Here is a 21710-nt window from a genome sequence, read left to right as displayed (position 1 = left end):
GACACCCTCTTCCTCGCATCCAACCACGTACCGTCCGGCGGGCGCTCATTACCCATGGGTTACCCAGCCTGGGGCAAGGTCAGACCGGGCCGGGACAGCACCCTGGCCAGCGATTCGACGACCTCTGGCTGATAGTCGCGGGCGGTGGCGAGCCGCAGCCGCTCCAGCGCGGCCAGCGGTCCCTGCGGCCCTGCTTCCCTGGCCATCTCCTCGTATGCGTTCACCGCACGGACGATCCGGGCGCTGACCGGCTGCTCGCGGTAGGGGTCGGCCTGCCGCTCGACGACCACGGCGACGTCGGCGTCCACTCCCGTCTGCCGGACGACGGCGCCGCCGAGGAGGGCGATGCGCCGCTGCTCCTCGGCCGGCAGTACGGCGGTGGCACCGGCGGGCACCGGGTCGACGAGGCTGAGCTGTCCGATGTCGTGCATCAGGGCGGCGTACTCCAGGACGGTCAGATCGGGTTCGGCAAGGCCCAGTTCACGCCCGACGGCGCGGCTGAGGGCGGCCACCCGCCGGGCGTGCCCGGCGGGCGTGTACCCGGCGACCTCGGTGGCCCGGGCGAGGGAGGCGATGGTCTGCCGGTACGTCGTCCGCACGGCCGCGTACCGCCGGAAGGAGAACTGGGTGAGCAGCAGCGGCAGGCAGAAGACGGGCAGCGCCCACAGGCCCACCACCGCGACGGCCAGCGACATCACGGCGCCGGTCGCGCACACGGCGGACCCGATGCCGAGCATCGCCCGCAGTTCGTCGCGCAGCACGGGTCCGAAGGGCCACCGGCTCCTGGCGTGCGCCGTCGCCGCGGCCAGCACGGCGTCGCACAGCGCGGTCAGCACCAGCAGCGCGACCAGCAGCAGGGCGTACGCGGGACCGTTCCACTCCGGCAGCCGTCCGCCGTCGTAGAGCGGGTGGAAGCAGACGGCGGCGAAGGTGACGGTGAGCACCCGCCGGGCGAGGTGGTCGAGGGTGGGTCCGCGGCCGCGGGCGACGTGCGGGACGCAGCCGACCAGGACGGCCGCCGTCACCACGGCCACGGTCTGCGCGGCGCCGTGGTGGGTGGCGCGCCCGGCGTCCGCGCCGAGCAACGCGTAGGCGAGCGCGCCCGCGGCCCCGAGCGGCGCGGACTCCCGCTGCTCCGAGCCGCTCCACCGGGCGAGTTCCCCCACGGCGACGAGGAGCCCGAAGGCGAGGGCGGCGAGTCCTTCGGTGACGCCCCGCCAGAGGGTGTCCGCCAGCGCGAGGGCGGCGAGGAGGGCGGCGGTGCCGTGGACGAGCGGGAGCACGGGCGAGGTGCGCGGCGGTCTCACGGCACCCTCCCGGCGGACGTATGGGGCTGCTCCTGACGTTCCGCCGGAGGCTGCCGGGTGTCCGGCTGGGGCGCCGGTGCGGGCGCCGGTGCGGGCGGCCCGGACCGGGTGTCCGGCCTCGGCGCCGGTGCGGGCGCCGGGGCAGGCGGGCCGGCCGGGGACGGAACGTTCCCGTGCGACTCGTCCGCGGTGACGGCCGGGTGCCAGCCGTGCCGGGCCAGCGCGCCCACGAGCGCGCCCACCATGACCGGGTCGAACTGCGCCCCCGCGCACCGCCGCAGCTCCTCCAGGGCGACGCCCACCGGCCGGGCCCGCCGGTAGGACCGCGTCGACGTCATCGCGTCGAAGGCGTCGGCCACCGCGACCACCCGCGCCGCCTGCGGGATCTGCGCTCCGGCGAGCCCGTACGGGTAGCCGCTGCCGTCCAGCCGCTCGTGGTGGTGCAGGATCGCCGACCGGGCCTCCCCGAGGAAGCCGATGCCGCGGACCATCTCGTGCCCGTACTCGGGGTGCAGCTCGATGATCCGGCGCTCCTCGGGGGTGAGCGGTCCGTCCTTGCGCAGCAGCCGGGTCGGCACCCCGAGCTTGCCGACGTCGTGCAGGATGCCCGCGAACCGCAGGACCTCCACGCGCTCGTCGTCCATGCCGAGTTCGCGGGCGATCATCATCGACGCCTGGCCGACCCGCTCGCTGTGGCCGCGCGTGTAGCCGTCCTTGATGTCGACGGCCTGCACCAGCGCCCTGATGGTGGCCTGGTGGGCGGCCCGTTCACGGTGGTACTGGGCGAACACCCAGCAGGAGACGTACATCGGCAGCAGGACGAGGAGCGCGGCGACCGGACCGTACGGGCTGCGCCAGAGCACCGCCATCATCAGTCCGGCGAGCCCGTGCACCGCGACGGGCGGCAGCGAGCGCAGGAAGAGACCGCGCCAGGCGATGCGCGCCGGGACCCGCTCGGCGGTGGCGAGGATCCCGCCGTCGAGGACGGTCAGGACCAGGCAGAGGGTCAGCACCGCGGCGCCCGCGGGCACCAGCGCGTACGGGAAGTCGGGGGCGGTGACCGCGTTGCGGCCGCCCAGCGCCCAGTGCGCGTGGCCGGCCGCCCAGATCCCGGTGGTGAGCTGGGCCGCGCGCCAGACGCGGCGGAGCGGGCGCGGACGCTGTGCCACCGGGGCGAGCAGGGCGCCCGGCAGCGCGACGAGCGCGGCGGCGGGCGGCGGCAGCAGGAAGGCGCCGGCGAGCAGGACGGGGAAGAGGGTGCCGGTCGTACGGGGTGCGCCGGGCCCGGTGACACGCAGCGACTTGCCGCCGGCCGACGGGAAGGCGAGCCGTGCGCTGCCCGCGTGCAGGACGGCGAGCAGGGCGAGGGCCCACCACGGGGCACGGACGGACGGCAGCGGCGCGAGACAGGCCAGCGCGGCGGCGCCGACACAGGCGACGTACCAGCGGGCCCCCGACGGAATCGACCGCATCCTCGCCCCCTCGCGCCGGTCGCCCGGGCTGGTGGCGCCCGGGTCCTCGCAGGACCCTAGGGCGGAGGGGGTGAGGCGGGAGCGTCAACGAGTGAATACGCCGGGGCGCACCTCGCGGATTAGCACGTTCGGGTGATGAACGGGCCCGTTACCGCGTCCCGGCAGGAACTGTGTTCGACCGAAGGACGCGGACGGCCCTGCGCAACGCTCGGAAAAGCGCTCGGAACGGCACAGCGCTCAGGGCGGGAAAACGCTCAGGACTCCTGAGGCGTCGCGGGGTTCACGGGCGCGGCCGGCTTGGCGGGCGCCGCGGACTTCGCCGGCGCCGCGCTCACCTCGTGCTCGGGCACCGTCTCCCCGGAGCGGATCAGCTCGATGCGGCCCATGACCTTGGCCCGCAGGTCGGTCGGTACGTCGTCCTGCCCGCAGCACCGCTTGACGAGCTTCTTGACGGCCTGCTCGAGGCCGTACTTCTCGAGGCACGGGGAGCACTCCTCGAAGTGCACCTCGAACTTGGTGCAGTCCGCGTCCGGCATCTCATGGTCGAGGAACTCGTAGAGATGGTCGAGGACCTCACTGCAATCCGTCTCGTGCGGCTCTCCGCAGCTCATGAGCCCGAGCCTTTCGCTTCGTTCGACTCTCCCGCGCCCGCCGGGACGAGCCCGCGCTCGCGGGCGTAGTCCTCGAGCATGCCGCGCAGTTGACGACGGCCCCGGTGCAGCCGGGACATCACCGTACCGATGGGTGTCCCCATGATGTCCGCGATCTCCTTGTACGCAAAGCCCTCTACGTCCGCGAGATACACGGCGATGCGGAATTCCTCGGGGATGGCCTGGAGCGCCGACTTCACGTCCGAGTCCGGCAGATGGTCCAGCGCCTGCGACTCCGCGGAGCGCAGACCGGTGGACATGTGCGACTCGGCGCGCGCGAGCTGCCAGTCCTCGATCTCCTCCGCCGCGCTGCGCTGGGGTTCGCGCTGCTTCTTGCGGTACGAGTTGATGAAGGTGTTGGTCAGGATGCGGTACAGCCACGCCTTGAGGTTGGTGCCCTCGCGGAACTGGTGGAAGGACGCGTACGCCTTCGCGTACGTCTCCTGCACCAGGTCCTCGGCGTCGGCCGGGTTGCGCGTCATACGCAGGGCGGCCGAATACATCTGGTCGAGAAACTCCAGCGCGTCCCGTTCGAAGCGCGCGCTGCGCTCGGCGGTCGACTCTGCACTGCCCTGGCCCTCGGGCTGCTCCGCCTGGCCGTGTTCGGTCCCTGCGTCGGTCCCAGTGACCGGACCCACCTCCCTCGACGACGTGGTGGGCCCGAAACCGGTCCCACTCGAATCGGAGGATAGACGACGATCCGGTCCGCCCGCCGCCCGAATAGGGGCGGTCTTCGCCGCATGCAGCACCGACCACTCCAGGTCAGCGGCGCTGCCACGGCTCGGGCAGATGGTCGAACCCATGCGGCGGACTTCCTCTCCAAGTAGGCGCGGTCAGCACGTTGCGTGCTGTCTGCTCCCCACAACAGCCGCCCGCCGGACAACATTCCCGGCCCCCGGCCGACCGCGTCACAGAAGTCGTCAAGCGTCACAGGAGTGACGCGAGCCACTCCCCCGCCGCGTCGGTGATGATCCGCAGGGCCTCGTCCTGACCGAGCGGCGCCCGCTTGGGGACGGCGAAGCCGTGATCGCCGTACGGCACCGTCACGAGCCGGTGCCCGCCCGCCGCGGACTCGCCAGGGAACTCCTCGGGGAACTCCTCGGGCCGGCCGAAGGGGTCGTTGCCGCCCTGCACCACGAGCGTGGGCACCCCGGCACCGAGCAGTTCCCCGGCGCGCGACTTCTCCGGCCTGCCCGGCGGGTGCAACGGGAAGCTCAGGGCCAGTACGGCGCGGGCGCCGAGCTCGCGCGCGGTGCGGCAGGCGACCCGCGCCCCGGCGCTGCGCCCGCCCGCGACCACGGGCAGGTCCCGCCCGGCCACCGCGGGCCACACCCCGCGCCACCCCGCGTCCAGCGTCTTGGGGGCCGGCGCCAGCTTTCTGCCCGCCACCCGCCAGGGCTGCTCCACGAGCGCGACGCTCACCCCGCGCGCGGGCAGCTCCCGGGCCAGGGCCGTCAGGTCGCGCGCCTCGATGCCGCCGCCCGCGCCGTGGCTCACGGCGAGCACGAGGCGGGCGCGCGGGGCTTCGTACCAGGTGACACGGGCCGGACCCGCGTCCGTGTCCACCGTCTCCACCGTCGCGGTCGTCCGGTCTGCTTCACTGTGCGTCACCCGGCCATGGTGCCCTGCCGACGGATCCCGGTGGATCATTAGGGCCTGTGGCGCGGAGGAGCGCTTCAGAAGAGCGTGCCCTCCTCCGGTGCCTCCAGCTCCTTCAGCAGCTCGGGCCCGTTGTTGCGCACGTTGCTCACCGCCGTGGACACCGGGTACGCGCGCATCAGGCCCGGCGGGGGCGGCGCGAGCAGGGAGCGCACGTCGTCGGCGTCCGTACGGGCCGGGTCGAGCCAGGCGTCCCAGCGGTCGGGGGTGAGCATCAGCGGCATGCGGGGGTGGATGTCGGCCAGGGAGCGCGGGCCCTCGGCGGGGGCCACGGCGAGCGGCGAGGTCTCCGCCTCCGTGGTGATCACCGAGCAGGTCACCCACCACGCGCGCGGGTGGTCGTCCGGCAGCGTGCGGTCGCGCCAGAACTCGTACAGGCCCGCCATCGCGAACACCGAGCCGTCCGCGCGGGTCACGAAGTACGGCTGCTTGCGGGGCCGCTTCTTCTTGCCCTCCACCTCCAGCTCGCGCTCGGCGGCGGCGGTGACCCACTCGTAGTAGCCGTCCGCCGGGAGGATGCAGCGCCGGGTGGCGAAGGCCCGCCGGTACGACGGCTTCTCGTGCACGGTCTCCGCGCGCGCGTTGATCATCCGGGCGCCGCCGTCGGGCGTCTTGGACCAGGACGGGACGAGGCCCCACTTGAGCCGGCGGAGCTGCCGAACCGGCCGCGGGTCCCCGGCGTCCTTAACGGGACGGTCGAGGACCGCGTAGACCTCCTTGGTGGGAGCCACGTTGAAATCGGGCGCCAGGGCCTCGGCGGGCCCACCGCCTTCCGCGCCCGGCTCCGCCGCCGCCTCGGGCACCATCTCGATCTCAAAGATTCCTGCGAGATCCTCGGGCCCACGACTCGCTGCATACCGTCCGCACATACGTGCCACACTGCCAGATCTCGCGAACCCACAGGGAGCCACCGCAGACAATGGACAGCACCGCATCCACCTCGCCTGCCGAACTCTGGGACCAGATCGTCGGCGGCCAGCCGGACCCCGACCTGTGGGTGGTGATCGCCACCGCGGTCGCCGCCCTCGCGGTGATCCTCCCGCACAACGTGTGGCGGCTCTCACGCAACGCCATCACCATCGCGCACGAGGGCGGCCACGGTCTGGTCGCCCTGCTCACCGGCCGCAGCCTCGACGGCATCCGGCTGCACTCCGACACCAGCGGTCTCACCGTCAGCCGCGGCAAGCCCAGCGGGCTCGGCATGATCCTCACCGCGGCGGCCGGCTACACCGCGCCGCCGCTGCTCGGCCTCGGCGGCGCCGCGCTGCTCGCCGCGGGCCACATCACCGCCCTGCTGTGGCTGGCCACCCTGCTCCTGGTGGCGATGCTGGTGATGATCCGCAACGCCTACGGCGCGCTCACGGTCGTGCTCACCGGCGGCACCTTCGTGCTGGTGTCCTGGCTGGCCGGACCCCAGGTGCAGGCGGCGTTCGCCTACGCGGTGGTGTGGTTCCTGCTGCTCGGCGGCGTCCGTCCGGCCTTCGAGCTCCAGGCCAAGCGGATACGCGGCGGCGCGGGCGACTCGGACGCCGACCAGCTCGCCCGGCTCACGCACGCGCCGGCCGGGCTGTGGCTGTTCTTCTTCCACGCGGTGTCCCTGTGCTCCCTGATAGGCGGGGGGCGCTGGCTCCTGGAGGTGTGATCCGGGACGGACGGAACCGGATGCCGGGCGGGCGGGAACCGGTTGCCGGGGCGAACGGAACCGGAGGCTCCGCCGGTTCGGGACGCGGTACACCGCCCGTTCTTACCACCGTTTCGTTTCGCTCGGATTTCGCCGCTTTTGATCAAGATCTCCGCTCATCGCCAGCCACTAAAGTGGGGCGCATGACCGTTAACCCCGCTCACACCGCCCTCTGGCCCGCCCCGCACGCGAGCGGAGCCGTCGACGCGACGGTCCACGTGCCCGGGTCGAAGTCGGTCACCAACCGTGCCCTGGTCCTCGCCGCGCTGGCCTCCGAACCGGGCTGGCTGCGCCGCCCGCTGCGCTCGCGCGACACCCTGCTCATGGCGGGCGCGCTGCGCGCGATGGGCGTCGGCATCGAGGAGACGGTCTCCTCCAGCTCGACCGTCACGGTCGGCTCCGAGAGCTCCGGCGAGGCATGGCGGGTCATCCCCTCCGGGCTGCGCGGCCCGGCCACGGTCGACGTCGGCAACGCGGGCACCGTGATGCGCTTCCTGCCCCCGGTCGCCGCGCTGGCCGACGGCCCCGTCCGCTTCGACGGCGACCCGCGCTCGTACGAGCGGCCGCTCAACGGGGTGATCGACGCGCTGCGGGTGCTCGGCGCGCGGATCGACGACGACGGCCGCGGCGCCCTGCCGCTGACCGTGCACGGCGGCGGTGCCCTGGACGGCGGCACGGTCGAGATCGACGCGTCGTCCTCCTCGCAGTTCGTCTCCGCGCTGCTGCTCTCGGGGCCGCGCTTCAACCAGGGGGTCGAGGTCCGGCACACCGGCTCCCGGCTGCCCTCCATGCCGCACATCCGGATGACCGTCGACATGCTGCGCACGGTCGGCGCGCAGGTGGACACCCCGGAATCGGGCGGCGAGCCCAACGTCTGGCGGGTCACGCCGGGCGCCCTGCTCGGCCGCGACCTGACGGTGGAGCCGGACCTGTCCAACGCCCAGCCGTTCCTGGCGGCGGCCCTGGTGACCGGCGGCAAGGTACTCATCCCCGACTGGCCGGAGCACACCACGCAGCCCGGTGACAGGCTCCGCGACATCTTCACCGAAATGGGCGGTTCCTGTGAACTGACCGACCGCGGTCTGGTGTTCACCGGTTCGGGTTCCGTGCACGGCATCGACGTGGACCTGGGCGAGGTCGGCGAGCTGACGCCGGGCATCGCCGCGGTCGCCGCGCTGGCCGACTCCCCGTCGACCCTGCGGGGCGTGTCCCACCTGCGGCTGCACGAGACGGACCGCCTCGCCGCGCTCACCAAGGAGATCAACGAGCTGGGCGGCGACGTCACCGAGACCGCCGACGGCCTGCACATCCGCCCCCGCCGGCTGCACGGCGGCATCTTCCACACCTACGACGACCACCGCATGGCCACCGCGGGCGCGATCATCGGCCTGCTGGTGGAGGGCGTCGAGATCGAGAACGTGGCGACGACGGCGAAGACCCTGCCGGACTTCCCCGACCTGTGGACCGGAATGCTCGGGAACTGACGGGCGGCCCGGAACCATGCGCCGCTACGGCAAGCACACCGACGAGGACGACATCCGCAGCCGCCCCAACCGCAAGGGCAACCGGCCGCGTACGAACATCCGGCCCAAGCACGAGGACGCCGCGGAGGGCATGGTCCTCACCGTCGACCGGGGCCGGCTGACCTGCCTGGTCGACGACCGCCACATCCTGGCGATGAAGGCCCGCGAGCTGGGCCGCAAGGCCGCCGTCGTGGGCGACCGGGTGGCCCTCGTCGGCGACCTGTCCGGCAAGAAGGACACCCTCGCGCGGATCGTCCGCATCGAACCGCGCACCTCCGTCCTGCGCCGCACGGCCGACGACGACGACCCCTACGAGCGCGTGGTCGTCGCCAACGCCGACCAGCTCGCCATCGTCACCGCCCTCGCCGACCCCGAGCCGCGCCCGCGCCTGATCGACCGCTGTCTGGTCGCGGCGTACGACGGCGGCCTCGACCCGCTCCTCGTACTGACCAAGTCGGACCTGGCACCGCCGGACGAACTCCTGGAGCTGTACGGCGCGCTCGGCGTCCCGTACGTCGTGACCAGCCGCGCGGAGCTGGAGAGCGGCGAGGCGGTGGAGCGCGTGCGCAAGCAGCTGGACGGCAAGGTCACGGCGTTCGTCGGGCACTCGGGCGTCGGCAAGACGACCCTGGTCAACGCGCTCGTGGCCGAGGACCGGCGGCGCTCCACCGGGCACGTGAACGCGGTCACCGGGCGCGGCCGGCACACCACGACGTCGGCGCGCGCCATCCCGCTGCCCGGAGCGTCCGGCTGGGTCATCGACACCCCGGGCGTGCGGTCCTTCGGACTGCACCACGTGGACCCCTCCCGGGTCATCAAGGCGTTCCCGGACCTGGAGCCCGGCACGGAGGGCTGCCCGCGCGCGTGCAGCCACGACGAGCCGGACTGCGCGCTCGACCAGTGGGTGGCCGACGGGCACGCGGACCCCGCGCGCCTGTACTCGCTGCGCAGGCTGCTCGCCACCCGGGAGCGGCACGAGGGCGACTGATCCGGCGCGCTGTTCGCGGCAGGGCGCGTCACATGCCAGGGGCAGGCCGCTGACCTCCGCGTTGTTTGCGTACGCGGCCGGTCGGTAAGTGCATAATCGCACCGAGCCGGAGCCGAGCCGGGCGAAGCAGTCGACGTGCGGACACGGGAGGACAAGACATGGCGTGGCTGCTGGTCGTGGTGGCGGGGCTCCTGGAGACGGGCTTCGCCGTCTGTCTGAAGCTCTCGCACGGTTTCACCCGGCTCTGGCCGACGGTCGCCTTCTGCGTCTTCGCGCTCGGCAGCTTCGGTCTGCTGACGCTCTCCCTGAAGAAGCTCGACGTCGGCCCGGCGTACGCGGTGTGGACCGGCATCGGCGCCGCGGGCACCGCGATCTACGGGATGGTCTTCCTCGGCGATCTGGTCTCCGTGCTGAAGATCGTCTCCATCACCTTCGTGATCGCCGGGGTCATCGGACTCCAGCTCTCGGGCTCGGCGCACTGACTCCGGCGTACTGCATCCGGCGTACGCGTCCACGCTCGTTCACGCTCGTTCACGTGAGCGCCAGTGTGCGCGGGGGCGGTGCGAGCGCGGTCCTCACCAGATCCGTGATCCCGCCCTGCCCCGGCGGCGCGGCGACACAGGACAGCGACAGCCGTACGACGAGCTCGCAGCAGCGGGCCAGTTCGAAGGCGTCCGCCTTGCCGGTGCCGGGCCCGGAGACCGCGGCGACGGCCCGGTCCCGTACCAGCGCGACGAAGTCGGACGGCGAGGGCAGCGGCCCGTCGGCCCGCCGCTGCGCCGGCACCGCGGTCGACGACGGCACCGCCGAGAGCGTCGGCGAGGGCAGCCGCTCGCTCCAGCAGCCGGTGAGCATCGCCCGTACGAGCGCGTTGCCGCGGGCGGCCGACGCGGTCCACTCGGCGGCGGCGACCAGGCGCTCGCGCGGCTCGGCGTGGGCGGCGAGGGCGCGCTCGACGCCCGCGAGGAAACCGTCGGCCTCCCGGCGGACCAGGGCCCGCGCCAGGCCGTCCTTGGAGCCGAACTCGTTGTACAGCGTCTGGCGGGACACACCGGCCACGGCCGCGACGTCCACCATGCGCACGGTGGACCACGGGCGGCGTGCGAGCGCCGTGTATGCGGCGTCCAGTAGGGATTCCCGCGCTGCAGGCATCATCGCCTCCCTGGAGGGACCGGCTCTCAGAGACCGGGTCTCAGCTCACATTTGACGCGCACGGAGGCACTGTCAAGGGTTCCCGGCGGTACCGAGGGGCGTACGCCCGTCGCCGTGCGCGGCGCCCGCGCGACGGTCTCCGTGATGACGTGCCGTGATGCCCGCGCGCGGGGACCGTGGTGATCCCGAACCCGTGTGGCCCCGCCCCTGGCCGGGCGGATACGGTTCTGCCATGGCCGATTATCGCGATGACCTGCGCCTCGCCCATGTGCTGGCGGACGCCGCCGACGCGGCGACCATGGACCGCTTCAAGGCGCTCGACCTGAAGGTCGAGACGAAGCCGGACATGACGCCGGTGAGCGAGGCGGACAAGGCCGCCGAGGAACTGATCCGCGGTCACCTCCAGCGGGCCAGGCCGCGCGACGCGATCCTCGGCGAGGAGTTCGGCATCGAGGGCACGGGGCCGCGCCGCTGGGTGATCGACCCGATCGACGGCACCAAGAACTACGTACGCGGGGTGCCCGTCTGGGCCACGCTGATCTCCCTGATGGAGGCGGGCGAGGGGGGCTACCGGCCCGTCGTGGGGGTCGTCTCGGCGCCCGCGCTCGGCCGCCGCTGGTGGGCGGCGGAGGGTCACGGCGCGTTCACCGGGCGCAGCCTGACCGCCGCGTCCCGGCTCAAGGTCTCCGGCGTCTCGCGGATGGCCGACGCCTCGTTCGCGTACTCCTCGCTCACCGGCTGGGAGGAGCAGGGCCGCCTGGACGGCTTCCTCGACCTCACCCGCGCGGTCTGGCGCACCCGCGGCTACGGCGACTTCTGGCCGTACATGATGGTCGCCGAGGGCTCGGTCGACCTGTGCGCCGAACCGGAGCTGTCGCTGTGGGACATGGCGGCGCCCGCGATCGTCGTCACCGAGGCGGGCGGCTCCTTCACCGGCCTCGACGGCCGCCCGGGCCCGCACAGCGGCAACGCGGCCGCCTCGAACGGCACCCTCCACGACGAACTGCTGGGGTATCTGAACCAGCGTTACTGAGCACCGGCACCGACCGGCGGTACGAGGAGATACGCGAGAGGTACGGGAGCGTCCGGGGCACTTCCGGGACGCGTGGGCGCCCCCGAACTCGCCTCCCGCGCCCCCTTGTTGCGCTCCCCGGCACCTGCAACTCTGAGAGTCCCCCACTTGTGAACTTGTGAATCGCTTCTCTTGGCGTTTCACCAAGGAGGTGGCTCCATCCCATGCTCGTACGCGATGCCATGAGCACGGTGGTCCTCACCATCGGCCCGGCACACACCCTCCGCCAGGCGGCCCGGCTGATGTCGGCACGCCGGGTGGGCGCGGCCGTCGTCCTCGACGAGGAGAGCAGCGGCCTCGGCATCCTCACCGAACGCGACATCCTCAACTCACTCGCCCTCGGCCAGAACCCGGACAGCGAGACCGCAGGTACCCACACCACGACCGACGTCGTCTTCGCGGCACCCGCGTGGACCCTGGAGGAGGCCGCGGCCGCCATGACCCACGGCGGCTTCCGGCACCTGATCGTGCTCGACGGCAGCGGTCCCGTCGGGATCGTCTCGGTCCGCGACATCATCCGTTGCTGGGCCCCCGTCCGGCAGCACGCGGCGGTCTGACCCGGTACCCCCACCGGGACGACCCGGGCGACCGGGGCATACGAACGGGCCGGAACCCCTGGAAAAGCAGGGGTTCCGGCCCGTCCTCCACGACAAGCGTTCCAGCGCTGGTTCGTCAGCCGCGCAGGGCCTGGACCGCGGCCTCCAGCCGCTTGCCGAAGTCTCCGTCGGCCTGACGGAAGTTGTTGATCGCGCGCTCGGCGATGTCCTCGCGCGAGACCCCGGAGATGGCGCCCGCCAGGTTGTTCACCAGCCGCTCCTTCTCGTCCTCCGTCATCAGCCGGTAGAGGTTGCCCGCCTGGACGAAGTCGTTGTCCTCGGTGTGCACCGGGGTCACGGTCTCGCCGGTGACACCGGTGACCTGAATGCCCTGCCACAGCGCGCGGTCCGTCTGGAACGGGCCGCCGAAGCTGTTCGGCTCGTAGTTCTTCGCGCCCTTGTGGCGGCCGTCGTACAGGTAGCCGTCACGGGAGTTGGTGCGCGCCTCGGTGGCGTGCGGGCGGTTCACCGGCAGGTGGTCGGCGTTGATGCCGACGCGGTAGCGGTGGGCGTCGCCGTAGGCGAAGAGCCGGCCCTGGAGCATCTTGTCCGGGGACGGGCCGATGCCGGGCACGAAGTGCGCCGGGGAGAAGATCGACTGCTCGACCTCGGCGAAGACGTTCTCCGGGTTGCGGTTGAGCTCCAGCTTGCCGATCTCGACGACCGGGTAGTCCGCGTGCGGCCACACCTTGGTCAGGTCGAACGGGTTGAAGCGGTACGTCGCCGCCTCGGCCGCCGGCATGATCTGCACGCCCACGGTCCAGGACGGGAAGTCGCCGCGCTCGATGGCCTCGCGCAGGTCGCGCTGGTGCGAGTCGGGGTCCTTGCCCGCGAGGACCTCGGCCTCCTGGGCGGACAGGTTCTTGATCCCCTGGTCCGTCTTGAAGTGGTACTTGACCCAGAAGACCTCGCCGGCCTCGTTGTTCCACTGGTAGGTGTGCGACCCGAAGCCGTCCATGTGCCGGTACGAGGCGGGGATGCCGCGGTCGCCGAACAGCCAGGTCACCTGGTGGGTGCTCTCCGGGCTCAGCCCCCAGAAGTCGAAGACGTTGTCCGCCTCCTGCGAGCCGGTGTACGGGTCGCGCTTCTGGGTGTGGATGAAGTCGGGGAACTTGATGGCGTCCCGGATGAAGAAGACCGGGGTGTTGTTGCCGACGAGGTCGTAGTTGCCCTCCTCGGTGTAGAACTTCAGCGCGAAGCCGCGCGGGTCGCGCACCGCGTCCGCGGCACCGAGGTTGCCCGCCACGGTGGAGAACCGCAGGAACGTCTCGGTCTCCTTGCCGACCTCGGACAGGAAGTTCGCGCGCGTCCACTGCGAGACGTCCCGGGTGAGCGTGAAGGTGCCGTAGGCGCCCGCGCCGCGGGCGTGCACGACACGCTCCGGGATGCGCTCGCGGTTGAAGTGGGCCAGCTTCTCCAGGAGGAGCTGGTCCTGGACGAGCACGGGGCCGCCGACGCCCGCGGTCTCGCTGTTCTGGTTGTCGGCTACCGGCGCGCCGGCCTCCGTAGTAAGCGGTCCCTGCGTCACGTGCGCCTCCTGCGTCCTGCCTGACTGATGCTGTCCGACCCTGTCCTTCGACCAAAGCCGAGTCCGATCCTACGATAGACAATGTCTAAGTCAAGTAAACTTCCAAAGTCACACCTGTTCGGAGTTCCGTTCCCTTGCTGTTAGGCTGGTGCGTATGAGCGACCTGTTGGAACGACTGCGCGGACGCGGCTGGCGCATGACCGCGCAGCGACGCGTCGTGGCCGAGGTCCTCGACGGCGAGCACGTTCACCTGACGGCCGACGAGGTGCACGCCCGCGCGGTGGCCAAGCTGCCCGAGATCTCCCGGGCGACCGTGTACAACACCCTGGGCGAGCTGGTCACGCTCGGCGAGGTGCTGGAAGTCGCCACCGACAAACGCGCCAAGCGGTACGACCCGAACGCGCACCGGCCGCACCACCACCTGGTGTGCGCCCAGTGCGGCGCCATCCGCGACGTCCACCCGAGCGGCAATCCGCTCGCCGACCTCCCCGACTCCGAGCGCTTCGGCTTCGTGGTCTCCGAGGTCGAGATGACCTACCGCGGCGTCTGCCCGAACTGCGCGTCGGCCTGACCCGAGCCCGAGCACAGCGGTAAGCCCCGGCGTCCTGGACGCCGGGGCTTACCGCTGTGCCTTCTACGGGCGTGGGGTATCAACACCGAAGGCCCGGAACCATTGGTTCCGGGCCTTCGGCCTTCAGTAGCGGGGACAGGATTTGAACCTGCGACCTCTGGGTTATGAGCCCAGCGAGCTACCGAGCTGCTCCACCCCGCGTCGATGAACTGAACATTACGCGAGCCCTGCCGATCAGCGCAAATCGTTTGCCTGCCGCCGTGCCCGGCCTGCGTTCGCCGCCGGTCACGGCGTACACCGGTCACGGCGGCGGACGCCGGGCCGCGGCTCCGTCACCGCTCAGGCGGACAGTTCCTGCCGCAGCGCGTCCCGCAGCCGCGCGGCGCGTTCGGCGACCTCCTCGGGGCCGAGCGAGACGGCCCGGTCGGCCCACCGCTGCCCCTCGGCCAGCTCGCCCCCGCGCGCGTAGACGAGGGCCAGCCGCAGCGCCGCCCGTCCGTGCCCCGCGTCGGCGGCCCGGGTCCACCACAGCGCCGCCTCGGGCTCGCTGCCCTCGCGGGCCAGCAGCAGGCCCAGGTTGAAGGCACCGTTGCGGGAGCCGGCCTCCGCGGCCTCGCGGTACCACCGCGCCGCCTCGACGACGTCACCCCGCGCGGCGGCCAGCATCCCGACCCGCACCTGTGCGCGCCGGTGCCCCTGGGACGCCGCCCGCTCGTACCACTCCTCGCACTCGCTCTTGTCGTGCGCGGGCTCGCCCAGTTCGTGCGCGGGCGCCGGCGGCCGCCGGGCGTCGAGCAGGGCGGCGAGACGATACGCCGCCTCCGGGCTGCCGCCGCCCGCGGCGCACCGCAGATGCCGCTCGGCCGCCTGCTCGTCGCCCTCCCGCAGCCGCGCGATGGCGACCTGGAGCGCCGCCTCGGTGTGCCCGGCGGCGGCCGCCCGCTCGTACCACCGCAGCGCCGCCGCGTCGTCCGCCTCCGTGCCCCGGCCCGCGTGCAGGATGCCGAGATTGAAGGCGGCGTCGACGCTGCCCGCCTCGGCGGCCTTGGAGAACCACGGCTCGGCCCCCGCCGCGTCGCCGACCTGGAGCAGCAGGATGGCGAGCGCGTTCGCCGCCTCGCGGTGCCCGGCGTAGGCCGCCCGCCGGTACCACTGCTCGGCCTGCACGGTGCGCCCCTGCTCGGCGCAGAGCAGCCCCAGGTTGTACGCGCCGTTCACGTCGCCCGCGTCCATCGCCGCCCGGTACCACCGCTCGGCGGTCTGGGTCTCGCCGCGCTCGGCGTGCAGCGCGCCCAGGGCGTTGGCCGCGTTGCCGTCGCCCTCCTGGGCGGCCCGCAGCCACCAGACCGCGGCGCTCTCGGAGTCGCCCGCGTCCCGCAGCAGGAAGCCGAGGGCGCACGCGGCCCGCGCCTCACCGTCCTTGGCCGAGGTCAGGTACCAGCGCCCGGCCTCCTTGAGGTCCCCGCGCTTCTCCAGGATCGCCCCGAGGTGCAGCGCGGCCCGGCGGTGCCCGCGCGCGGCGGCCTGCCGGTACCACTGCTCGGCCTCCTTGGCCGTCGCGCTGTCCCCGCGGCCCGTGCCGGTCACGTCCTCGTCGCGGGCCTTGAGGTCGAGGGTGCGCGCCAGCCGGTACGCGGCCTCGCGGTGGCCGCGCTCGGCGGCGGCCCGCATCCACTGCCCGGCCCCGGCGTCGCTGCGGTGCTCCAGCAGGTCCGCGAGCGCGTACGCGCCGAGGGCGTGGCCCTGTTCCGCGGACTGGCGCAGCCAGTACTCGGCGGCCGGTTCGTCGCCGCGCTCGCGGTGGTGCCGGCCGAGCGCGTGCGCCGCGGCGGCGGAACCCGCGACGGCGGCGATCCGCCACCAGCCGGCCGCCTCGTCGGGGTAGCCGCGCTGGTGCAGGAGAACACCCAGGTTGTTGGCGGCGGCCCGGTCACCGGCGGCCGTGGCGGCACGCAACTGGGGCTCGGCTCCGTCGAGATCGCCGCGGCGCAGCAGCATGGCTCCGAGGACGCTCATCGCCTCGACATCGCCGGCTGCGGCGTCGAGCCGCCGGCGTGCCTCTTCCACGTCTTCGCCGGTTTCGTCCCGGTCGGAAGACTGCACAAAACGCCCTGTCTCCAACAGAGTTGCCTTGTCCCCCATAACGTCCATCGTCGCACCACCTGCAACCTGGGTACATCTGGTATACCGCAGTCAGTGAGGTCACTTCAGCGTTTTGTCGACATGCCCACAGAGAGACAAGTCAAACACACATCTGCCAACTCGCCACGCATACCGCCGCCTTCACGCGCGTCGCCCCTCAACTCCGCACGCGCGTCCGTCAACTCACCAGGGAACGGCGCACACGACGAAGGCCCGGATCCAATTGGATCCGGGCCTTCGTCTTCAGTAGCGGGGACAGGATTTGAACCTGCGACCTCTGGGTTATGAGCCCAGCGAGCTACCGAGCTGCTCCACCCCGCGCCGTTGTGCTGCAACCGTATCACGGCGCGGGGTGGACCTTCGCTCAGCCGCCGGCCGAGCTCTTGTCAGTGCTCTCATCAGCGCTCTTGTCAGCGCTCTTGTCAGCGCTATCGCCGCTGCTCTTGTCGCTGGACTTGTCCGTGCTCTTGTCGCTGGACTTGTCCGTGCTCTTGTCGCTGGACTTGTCGTTGCCGTCGCTGCCCTGGGAGGACTGCGACTGTGCCTCTTCGGCCCGCTCCAGCGCGTCCTCGAGGTCCTTCTGCGCCTTGGCGTACGCCTCCCAGTCGGGCTTCTTCAGGGCCTCCTGGCCCGCCTCGAAGGCCTTCTGGGCATCGTCCAGCGCCTCCTGGACCGTCGGATCGCTCGACGTCGGCGGCTTGGTGGTCCCCTCGTCCGGTGGCTCCGTACTCGAACCGTCCGCCCCGAAGACCTTGTTCAGCGCGGCGTCGAGGGTGTCCTCGAAGGCGGTGTTGCCTCCATAGGTGACCAACACCTTGCGCAGCAACGGGTACTTGAGTCCACCACCGCGTACGTAGACGGGCTCCACGTACAGCAGTCCTCCGTCGAGCGGCACGGTCAGCAGGTTGCCGTACTCGACTTCCGAGTCGCCGCCCTTGAGGAGCCTGATCGACTCGGCGATGTCCTGTTCGGAGTTGAACTGGCTCTGGACCTGTTTCGGCCCGTCGACCGTTCTGCTCGTCGGCAGTTTGAGAATTCTGATCTTGCCGTAGTCGTCGGTGCCCGCTTCGGCGTTGACCGACATGAAGGCGCTCAGGTTGTCCCGGCCGTTCGGCGTGAAGGTCGTCGTCAGCGAGAACGCCTGGGACTTCTGGTCGGCGACCTTCATGCTCAGGTAGTACGGCGGTACCGCGTTGCCCGTCTGGTTGGTCGGGTCGTCCGGCACCTGCCACACCTCGCTGCCGCTGAGGAACGTCTGCGCGTCCTTCACGTGGTAGCGGGTCAGCAGCTCACGCTGGACCTTGAACAGGTCCTGCGGATACCGCAGATGGTCCATGAGCGACTGGGAGATCTCGGTCTTCTTCTTGACCGTGTTCGGGAAGGCCTTCATCCAGGTCTTGAGCACCGGATCCTTGGTGTCCCACTGGTAGAGCTTGACCTCACCGGTGTACGCGTCGACGGTCGCCTTCACCGAGTTGCGGATGTAGTTGACCTGGTTCTGCTGGGCGACCACCGCGCGCTGGTTGTTGGCCGCGGTCAGCGAGTCGGCCGTGGTGTCGCCGAGCGTCGTGCGCGACGCGTACGGATAGCCGTTGGTGGTCGTGTAGGCGTCGACGATCCACTGGATCTTCCCGTCGACGACCGCCGGATAGGCGTCGCCGTCGATGGTCAGCCACGGCGCCACCGCTTCGACCCGATCCTTGGGGGTGCGGTTGTAGAGGATCCGGGAACCCTCGCCGATCGCGCCCGAGTAGAGGATCTGCGGCTCGCTGAACGCCACCGCGTACGCGGCACGGTTCACCGGGTTCGAGAGGTTGACCCCGCTCTTGGCCTTGTAGCTGGTGGTCTTCTCGCCGTTGTCGTCGGAGTAGTCGATCTCCTTCTGGGGACCGCCGACGATCGAGTACTGCGTGGTCTTCTCGCCGTAGTAGATACGCTGCTGGTACTGGCCGAGGTCGCCCTTGGACGGCAGGTCGGACTCGGTGAAGACCGGCAGGCCGTCGGCGTCCGCGGTGGTGCCCTTGGCGGCGACCACGCCGTAGCCGTGGGTGTAGCGGAAGTGGTCGTTGATCCAGTTGTTCTTCGGGATGCCCGCCAAATTGAGCTCGCGCAGGCCGATGACCGTGTCCTGGTCCTTGCCGTCCTTCGTGGTGTACCGGTCGACGTCCAGGGTGGTCGGAAACGCGTAATAGTTCTTCATCTGCTGCCGCTGCTGGAACGTCGGCGACACGACGTTCGGGTCGAGCAGCCGGATGCTCGCCGTGTCGTCGGCGTCGTCGCGCAGCTTGGTCTTGTCGTCGGTCTCGCTCTTGCCCGCGTACTCCGTGACGTCGGCGCCGCCGATGCCGTACGCCTCGCGGGTCGCCTTCAGGTTCTTCTCGACGTACGGCGCTTCCTTGGCCTGCTCGTTCGGCTGGACCTGGAACTTCTGGACGATCGCCGGGTAGAGCCCGCCGATCAGGATCGCCGAGAGGACCATCAGGCCGAAGCCGATGACGGGGAGCTGCCAGGTGCGCCGCCACAGGGTGGCGAAGAAGAGCAGGGCGCAGATGACCGCGATGCAGAAGAGGATCGTCTTGGCCGGCAGGTACGCGTTGGCGTCCACGTACCTCAGGCCCGTCCAGTTGCCCGTCGCCTTGAAGTCACTGGACTTCACGGCGAGGCCGTACCGGTCGAGCCAGTACGCGATCGCCTTCAGGGCGACGAAGATGCCGAGGAGCACCGAGAGGTGGCCGGTGGCCGCGGCGGTGGCGCGCGCCCCGGGGCTGGTGACCCGCAGTCCTCCGTAGAGGTAGTGCGTGAGCGCGGCGGCGATCAGCGAGAGCACCGCGGCGGCGAAGCCGAAGCCCAGCAGGAACCGGTACCAGGGCAGGTCGAAGGCGTAGAAGGCGACGTCCAGGTGGAACTGGGGGTCCTTCTGGTGGAAGGGCACTCCGTTCACCCACATCAGCCATACGCGCCACTGCCCGGCGGCGGACGCGCCGGCGATCAGACCGACCAGGGCCGTGATCCCGAGCAGCAGCCACCGCTTGTACGGGGCGATGCCCATGCGGTACCGGTCGAGGCTCTGCTGCTCCATCGACATGGCGCTCAGCGGCGGGCGCAGCCGGTGCGCCAGCCAGATGTTCACCCCGACCGCGGCCGCCATCAGCAGGCCGAAGACGAAGAAGAGTCCGACCTTCGTCCACAGCGTGGTCGTGAAGACGGACGAGTACTTGACCGATCGGTACCAGAGCCAGTCCGTCCAGAACCCCGCGAACATGGTGAACGCCATGGCCAGCACGGCCAGGACGCCCAGCGTCATGAGCAGGGTCCGGACACGCCGGGACGGGCGGCCCACTCTGATCCGCGGCCCCGTGGGGCCTCCGCCGCGGTCCGGCATCTGGAAAGCCAAGGTGCGCACCTCGAAGTTCGCTGTTGATCCGTCAGGCCCCCGAGATCGTGGACCCACACCTATGCAACTTACTCACGCTTTACTCGGTTCCCGTTTCCGGGGACTTCCGAGGCAGGATTGTGACCATGTCCAACACTCCCATGGCAGCGAACCCGCTCACCCGGGCCGTGCTCGAGATCGACGAGTACGCCTCCGGCCTCGGCTGGGACCAGCCCGCTCGCCTCTTCGCCCTCGTAGACACCGCGCGTCTGCGGACCCAGGAACCCTCTCTCGCGGCCCAGCTCGGTCTGGAGGACGAGCAGACCACCGGCCTGACCCCCATCGAGCAGGAGGAGATCCCCGCCGACAAGCCCCTGGACGAGTTCCTGGGCACCATCGCCTGGCCGGACGCGGTGGCCGGCTGCGCGCTGACGGTGGAGCGGCTGATGCTGCCGCCGTCCGCCGAGGCCTCGGTCCCGGAGGGGCTGAGCGAGAAGAAGCTCGCCCAGTGGGTGGCCGCGCACCCGGACCGCCAGGAGGTGCGGATGACCGTCGGCGTGCTGCGCGACGGGTCCCGCGACTCGGCGGTGCGGCTGCGGGAGAAGGACGCGGCCACGGAGGTGCTCACCGGCTCCGACCTGGTGCCGGGCCTGGCGGAGGCGCTGTCGGCGACGTTCGCGGACTGATCGTCCCGCACGCTGCCCTCCTTCCTCCGCGGCTCTCCCGCGGATCCTGCGGCTCCCGCAGATCTCGCGAATCCTGCGGCTCCTGCGGCTCCTGCGGCGACGGGGGCGGGTCCGGCTCGGACGCGCCCCCTCCCTCCGCGCACCGTTCGGTGCCGGCCCGGTGTCAGCCCTTGGTGGTGCACTTCGGCAGGTCGGCGGTCTTGCCGGCGCTGATGTCCTCCAGGGCACTCATCGCGTCGTCGATGGTGTTCACCTTGACGAGCGTGAGGCCGTCGGGGGTGTCCTTGGCGGCGGCCGCGCAGTTGTCCTTCGGCGTCAGGAAGTACTGGGCGCCCTTGTCCCGCGCGCCGACGGTCTTCATCTCGATGCCGCCGATCGGGCCGACCATGCCGTCGTCGTCGATGGTGCCGGTACCGGCGACGAACTTGCCGCCGGTGAGGCTGCCCGGCGTCAGCTTGTCCACGATGCCGAGCGCGAACATCAGGCCGGCGCTCGGACCGCCGACGTCGGCGAGCTTGATGTCGATGGTGAACGGGAACGTGTGATCGGTGCCGGCCGAGATGCCGACGATGGCGCGGTCCGCGCCCGAGTCGTCGGACTTCTCGGTGGTGATCGTGACGTCCTCCGTCTTCGTCGGCGTCCTGTTCGCCTTCTCGGCGGCGGCCTGCTCCTTGGCGGGCACGATCGTGAAGTCGACCTTCTCGCCCGGCTTGTGCTTGGTGACCAGCTTCGCCACGTCGTCGGGCGCCTTGACCGCCGTGCCGTCGACGGACTTGATCACGTCACCCGCGTGCAGCCGCCCCTCTGCGGGCGACCCCTTGAGGACCGTCGCGACGATCACCCAGGACTTCACCGGGATGTCCAGCTCCTTCAGGGCCGCGACCTTGGCGCTCTCCTGGGACTGGCTGAACTCCTCGGCGTTCTCCTGGCTCGACTGCTCCTCCGTCTGGCCGTCGGGGTAGAGCGTGTCGTGCGGCACGACCTTGTTGTCGTGCGCCAGCCAGCCGTAGACCGCCTCGACCAGGTTCATCTTGTAGTCGGCGCTGGTGACTCTGACCGTCGTCATGTTGAGATGGCCGGTCGTGTCGTACGTCTTGCGCCCGGTGATCTGCAGCACCGGCTCGCCGTCGTGCTCCCCGAGCGTGTTCACCGTCGGGCCCGGTGACATCTCCGCGTAGGGCACGGGGATGAAGACTCCCGCGCACAGAAGCGCGATCAGCATCAGGGTGGAGGCGAGCATCGTCGCGGTGCGGCGTGGCATGGAACGACAGTACGGGACCCTGCCGACAACGCACCGCCGGGGCCGCCGT

At 71.4% G+C, this 21710-nt stretch carries 19 protein-coding genes and 2 tRNA genes; 8 read left to right on the top strand and 13 right to left on the bottom strand.

The window, feature by feature from the left end:
• Window positions 1–59: 59 nt before the first annotated feature.
• From ACFV6E_RS15260 to ACFV6E_RS15235, 6 genes are all read right to left on the bottom strand, one after another.
• Complete coding sequence (locus tag ACFV6E_RS15260) at window positions 60–1307, bottom strand: HD-GYP domain-containing protein (protein WP_385170961.1); 1248 nt, start codon at window positions 1305–1307, stop codon at window positions 60–62.
• Window positions 1304–2779, bottom strand: a complete 1476-nt coding sequence (locus ACFV6E_RS15255) for an HD-GYP domain-containing protein (RefSeq protein ID WP_385170964.1) — start codon at window positions 2777–2779, stop codon at window positions 1304–1306. The genes ACFV6E_RS15260 and ACFV6E_RS15255 overlap by 4 nt, the downstream gene beginning before the upstream one ends.
• A gap of 254 nt (window positions 2780–3033) precedes the next feature.
• The gene (rsrA, locus tag ACFV6E_RS15250; RefSeq protein WP_385170967.1) at window positions 3034–3390 is read right to left on the bottom strand and encodes a mycothiol system anti-sigma-R factor; all 357 of its coding nucleotides are present in this window, start codon (window positions 3388–3390) and stop codon (window positions 3034–3036) included.
• A complete protein-coding gene (sigR, locus tag ACFV6E_RS15245; protein WP_385170970.1) occupies window positions 3387–4067 on the bottom strand; it encodes an RNA polymerase sigma factor SigR in 681 nt (226 codons plus the stop codon). Before sigR ends, rsrA begins: the two co-directional genes overlap by 4 nt.
• 289 nt (window positions 4068–4356) lie before the next feature.
• Entirely contained in the window at window positions 4357–5040 is a 684-nt protein-coding gene (locus ACFV6E_RS15240; protein WP_385170973.1) for an alpha/beta family hydrolase, read from the bottom strand.
• Between the two features lie 65 nt (window positions 5041–5105).
• Window positions 5106–5957, bottom strand: a complete 852-nt coding sequence (locus ACFV6E_RS15235; RefSeq protein ID WP_385461919.1) for an SOS response-associated peptidase — start codon at window positions 5955–5957, stop codon at window positions 5106–5108.
• Window positions 5958–6007: 50 nt separating this feature from the next.
• Between ACFV6E_RS15235 and ACFV6E_RS15230 the strand changes: the two genes are divergently transcribed.
• The 4 genes from ACFV6E_RS15230 (at window position 6008) to ACFV6E_RS15215 (ending at window position 9762) form a co-directional block, all read left to right on the top strand.
• Window positions 6008–6730: a M50 family metallopeptidase gene (locus tag ACFV6E_RS15230; RefSeq protein WP_385170977.1), complete on the top strand. Its 723-nt coding sequence runs from the start codon at window positions 6008–6010 to the stop codon at window positions 6728–6730.
• 182 nt (window positions 6731–6912) lie between these two features.
• The gene (gene aroA, locus ACFV6E_RS15225; protein ID WP_385170980.1) at window positions 6913–8253 is read left to right on the top strand and encodes a 3-phosphoshikimate 1-carboxyvinyltransferase; all 1341 of its coding nucleotides are present in this window, start codon (window positions 6913–6915) and stop codon (window positions 8251–8253) included.
• Between the two features lie 16 nt (window positions 8254–8269).
• Window positions 8270–9280 (top strand): ribosome small subunit-dependent GTPase A, encoded by a 1011-nt coding sequence (gene rsgA, locus ACFV6E_RS15220; RefSeq protein ID WP_385170983.1) that lies wholly within the window; start codon window positions 8270–8272, stop codon window positions 9278–9280.
• A gap of 158 nt (window positions 9281–9438) precedes the next feature.
• On the top strand, window positions 9439–9762 hold the full coding sequence (locus ACFV6E_RS15215; RefSeq protein ID WP_385170986.1) for a DMT family transporter: 324 nt from the start codon (window positions 9439–9441) through the stop codon (window positions 9760–9762).
• Window positions 9763–9811: 49 nt separating this feature from the next.
• On the opposite strand, the gene ACFV6E_RS15210 is transcribed toward ACFV6E_RS15215, so the two are convergent.
• Entirely contained in the window at window positions 9812–10435 is a 624-nt protein-coding gene (locus ACFV6E_RS15210; protein ID WP_385170989.1) for a TetR/AcrR family transcriptional regulator, read from the bottom strand.
• 229 nt (window positions 10436–10664) lie between these two features.
• Here ACFV6E_RS15210 and hisN point away from each other — a divergent pair, with 229 nt between their 5' ends.
• Together hisN and ACFV6E_RS15200 are read left to right on the top strand one after the other, a co-directional pair.
• Window positions 10665–11465 (top strand): histidinol-phosphatase, encoded by an 801-nt coding sequence (hisN, locus tag ACFV6E_RS15205; RefSeq protein WP_385170992.1) that lies wholly within the window; start codon window positions 10665–10667, stop codon window positions 11463–11465.
• 203 nt (window positions 11466–11668) lie between these two features.
• Complete coding sequence (locus ACFV6E_RS15200) at window positions 11669–12061, top strand: cyclic nucleotide-binding/CBS domain-containing protein (RefSeq protein WP_385170994.1); 393 nt, start codon at window positions 11669–11671, stop codon at window positions 12059–12061.
• Between the two features lie 115 nt (window positions 12062–12176).
• Here the strand turns inward: ACFV6E_RS15200 and ACFV6E_RS15195 are convergent, their stop codons facing one another.
• Window positions 12177–13628 carry a catalase gene (locus ACFV6E_RS15195; RefSeq protein WP_385461915.1) on the bottom strand — a complete coding sequence of 484 codons (1452 nt, stop codon included), beginning with the start codon at window positions 13626–13628 and terminating at the stop codon, window positions 12177–12179.
• A gap of 154 nt (window positions 13629–13782) precedes the next feature.
• Here ACFV6E_RS15195 and ACFV6E_RS15190 point away from each other — a divergent pair, with 154 nt between their 5' ends.
• Complete coding sequence (locus ACFV6E_RS15190; protein ID WP_385170999.1) at window positions 13783–14199, top strand: Fur family transcriptional regulator; 417 nt, start codon at window positions 13783–13785, stop codon at window positions 14197–14199.
• Between the two features lie 127 nt (window positions 14200–14326).
• On the opposite strand, the gene ACFV6E_RS15185 is transcribed toward ACFV6E_RS15190, so the two are convergent.
• From ACFV6E_RS15185 to ACFV6E_RS15170, 4 genes are all read right to left on the bottom strand, one after another.
• Window positions 14327–14400, bottom strand: a tRNA-Met gene (locus tag ACFV6E_RS15185).
• 138 nt (window positions 14401–14538) lie between these two features.
• Complete coding sequence (locus tag ACFV6E_RS15180) at window positions 14539–16350, bottom strand: sel1 repeat family protein (protein ID WP_385171002.1); 1812 nt, start codon at window positions 16348–16350, stop codon at window positions 14539–14541.
• A gap of 238 nt (window positions 16351–16588) precedes the next feature.
• Window positions 16589–16662 (bottom strand) — tRNA-Met (locus tag ACFV6E_RS15175).
• A 43-nt stretch (window positions 16663–16705) separates the two neighbouring features.
• Window positions 16706–19723, bottom strand: coding sequence for a UPF0182 family protein (locus ACFV6E_RS15170; protein WP_385461999.1), 3018 nt, complete (start codon window positions 19721–19723; stop codon window positions 16706–16708).
• Window positions 19724–19860: 137 nt separating this feature from the next.
• On the opposite strand from ACFV6E_RS15170, the gene ACFV6E_RS15165 reads away from it, so the two are divergent.
• A complete protein-coding gene (locus ACFV6E_RS15165; RefSeq protein WP_385174376.1) occupies window positions 19861–20400 on the top strand; it encodes a PPA1309 family protein in 540 nt (179 codons plus the stop codon).
• Window positions 20401–20563: 163 nt separating this feature from the next.
• Here the strand turns inward: ACFV6E_RS15165 and ACFV6E_RS15160 are convergent, their stop codons facing one another.
• Window positions 20564–21661, bottom strand: a complete 1098-nt coding sequence (locus ACFV6E_RS15160) for a PDZ domain-containing protein (RefSeq protein ID WP_385461912.1) — start codon at window positions 21659–21661, stop codon at window positions 20564–20566.
• Between the last annotated feature and the right edge of the window lie 49 nt (window positions 21662–21710).

It is taken from the genome of Streptomyces sp. NPDC059785 (assembly GCF_042732375.1).
Classification (GTDB): Bacteria; Actinomycetota; Actinomycetes; order Streptomycetales; family Streptomycetaceae; genus Streptomyces.
This window is presented reverse-complemented; position numbering and strand designations above follow the sequence as displayed.

What these genes read in the sequence shown, in the direction of transcription:
- ACFV6E_RS15180 (WP_385171002.1), bottom strand. Translation starts at nt 16,350, where the DNA reads ATGGACGTTATGGGGGACAAGGCAACTCTGTTGGAGACAGGGCGTTTT.
- ACFV6E_RS15230 (WP_385170977.1), top strand. Translation starts at nt 6,008, where the DNA reads ATGGACAGCACCGCATCCACCTCGCCTGCCGAACTCTGGGACCAGATC.
- ACFV6E_RS15255 (WP_385170964.1), bottom strand. Translation starts at nt 2,779, where the DNA reads ATGCGGTCGATTCCGTCGGGGGCCCGCTGGTACGTCGCCTGTGTCGGC.
- ACFV6E_RS15165 (WP_385174376.1), top strand. Translation starts at nt 19,861, where the DNA reads ATGTCCAACACTCCCATGGCAGCGAACCCGCTCACCCGGGCCGTGCTC.
- ACFV6E_RS15160 (WP_385461912.1), bottom strand. Translation starts at nt 21,661, where the DNA reads ATGCCACGCCGCACCGCGACGATGCTCGCCTCCACCCTGATGCTGATC.
- ACFV6E_RS15190 (WP_385170999.1), top strand. Translation starts at nt 13,783, where the DNA reads ATGAGCGACCTGTTGGAACGACTGCGCGGACGCGGCTGGCGCATGACC.
- ACFV6E_RS15215 (WP_385170986.1), top strand. Translation starts at nt 9,439, where the DNA reads ATGGCGTGGCTGCTGGTCGTGGTGGCGGGGCTCCTGGAGACGGGCTTC.
- rsgA (WP_385170983.1), top strand. Translation starts at nt 8,270, where the DNA reads ATGCGCCGCTACGGCAAGCACACCGACGAGGACGACATCCGCAGCCGC.
- ACFV6E_RS15210 (WP_385170989.1), bottom strand. Translation starts at nt 10,435, where the DNA reads ATGATGCCTGCAGCGCGGGAATCCCTACTGGACGCCGCATACACGGCG.
- aroA (WP_385170980.1), top strand. Translation starts at nt 6,913, where the DNA reads ATGACCGTTAACCCCGCTCACACCGCCCTCTGGCCCGCCCCGCACGCG.
- ACFV6E_RS15170 (WP_385461999.1), bottom strand. Translation starts at nt 19,723, where the DNA reads ATGCCGGACCGCGGCGGAGGCCCCACGGGGCCGCGGATCAGAGTGGGC.
- hisN (WP_385170992.1), top strand. Translation starts at nt 10,665, where the DNA reads ATGGCCGATTATCGCGATGACCTGCGCCTCGCCCATGTGCTGGCGGAC.
- ACFV6E_RS15235 (WP_385461919.1), bottom strand. Translation starts at nt 5,957, where the DNA reads ATGTGCGGACGGTATGCAGCGAGTCGTGGGCCCGAGGATCTCGCAGGA.
- rsrA (WP_385170967.1), bottom strand. Translation starts at nt 3,390, where the DNA reads ATGAGCTGCGGAGAGCCGCACGAGACGGATTGCAGTGAGGTCCTCGAC.
- ACFV6E_RS15200 (WP_385170994.1), top strand. Translation starts at nt 11,669, where the DNA reads ATGCTCGTACGCGATGCCATGAGCACGGTGGTCCTCACCATCGGCCCG.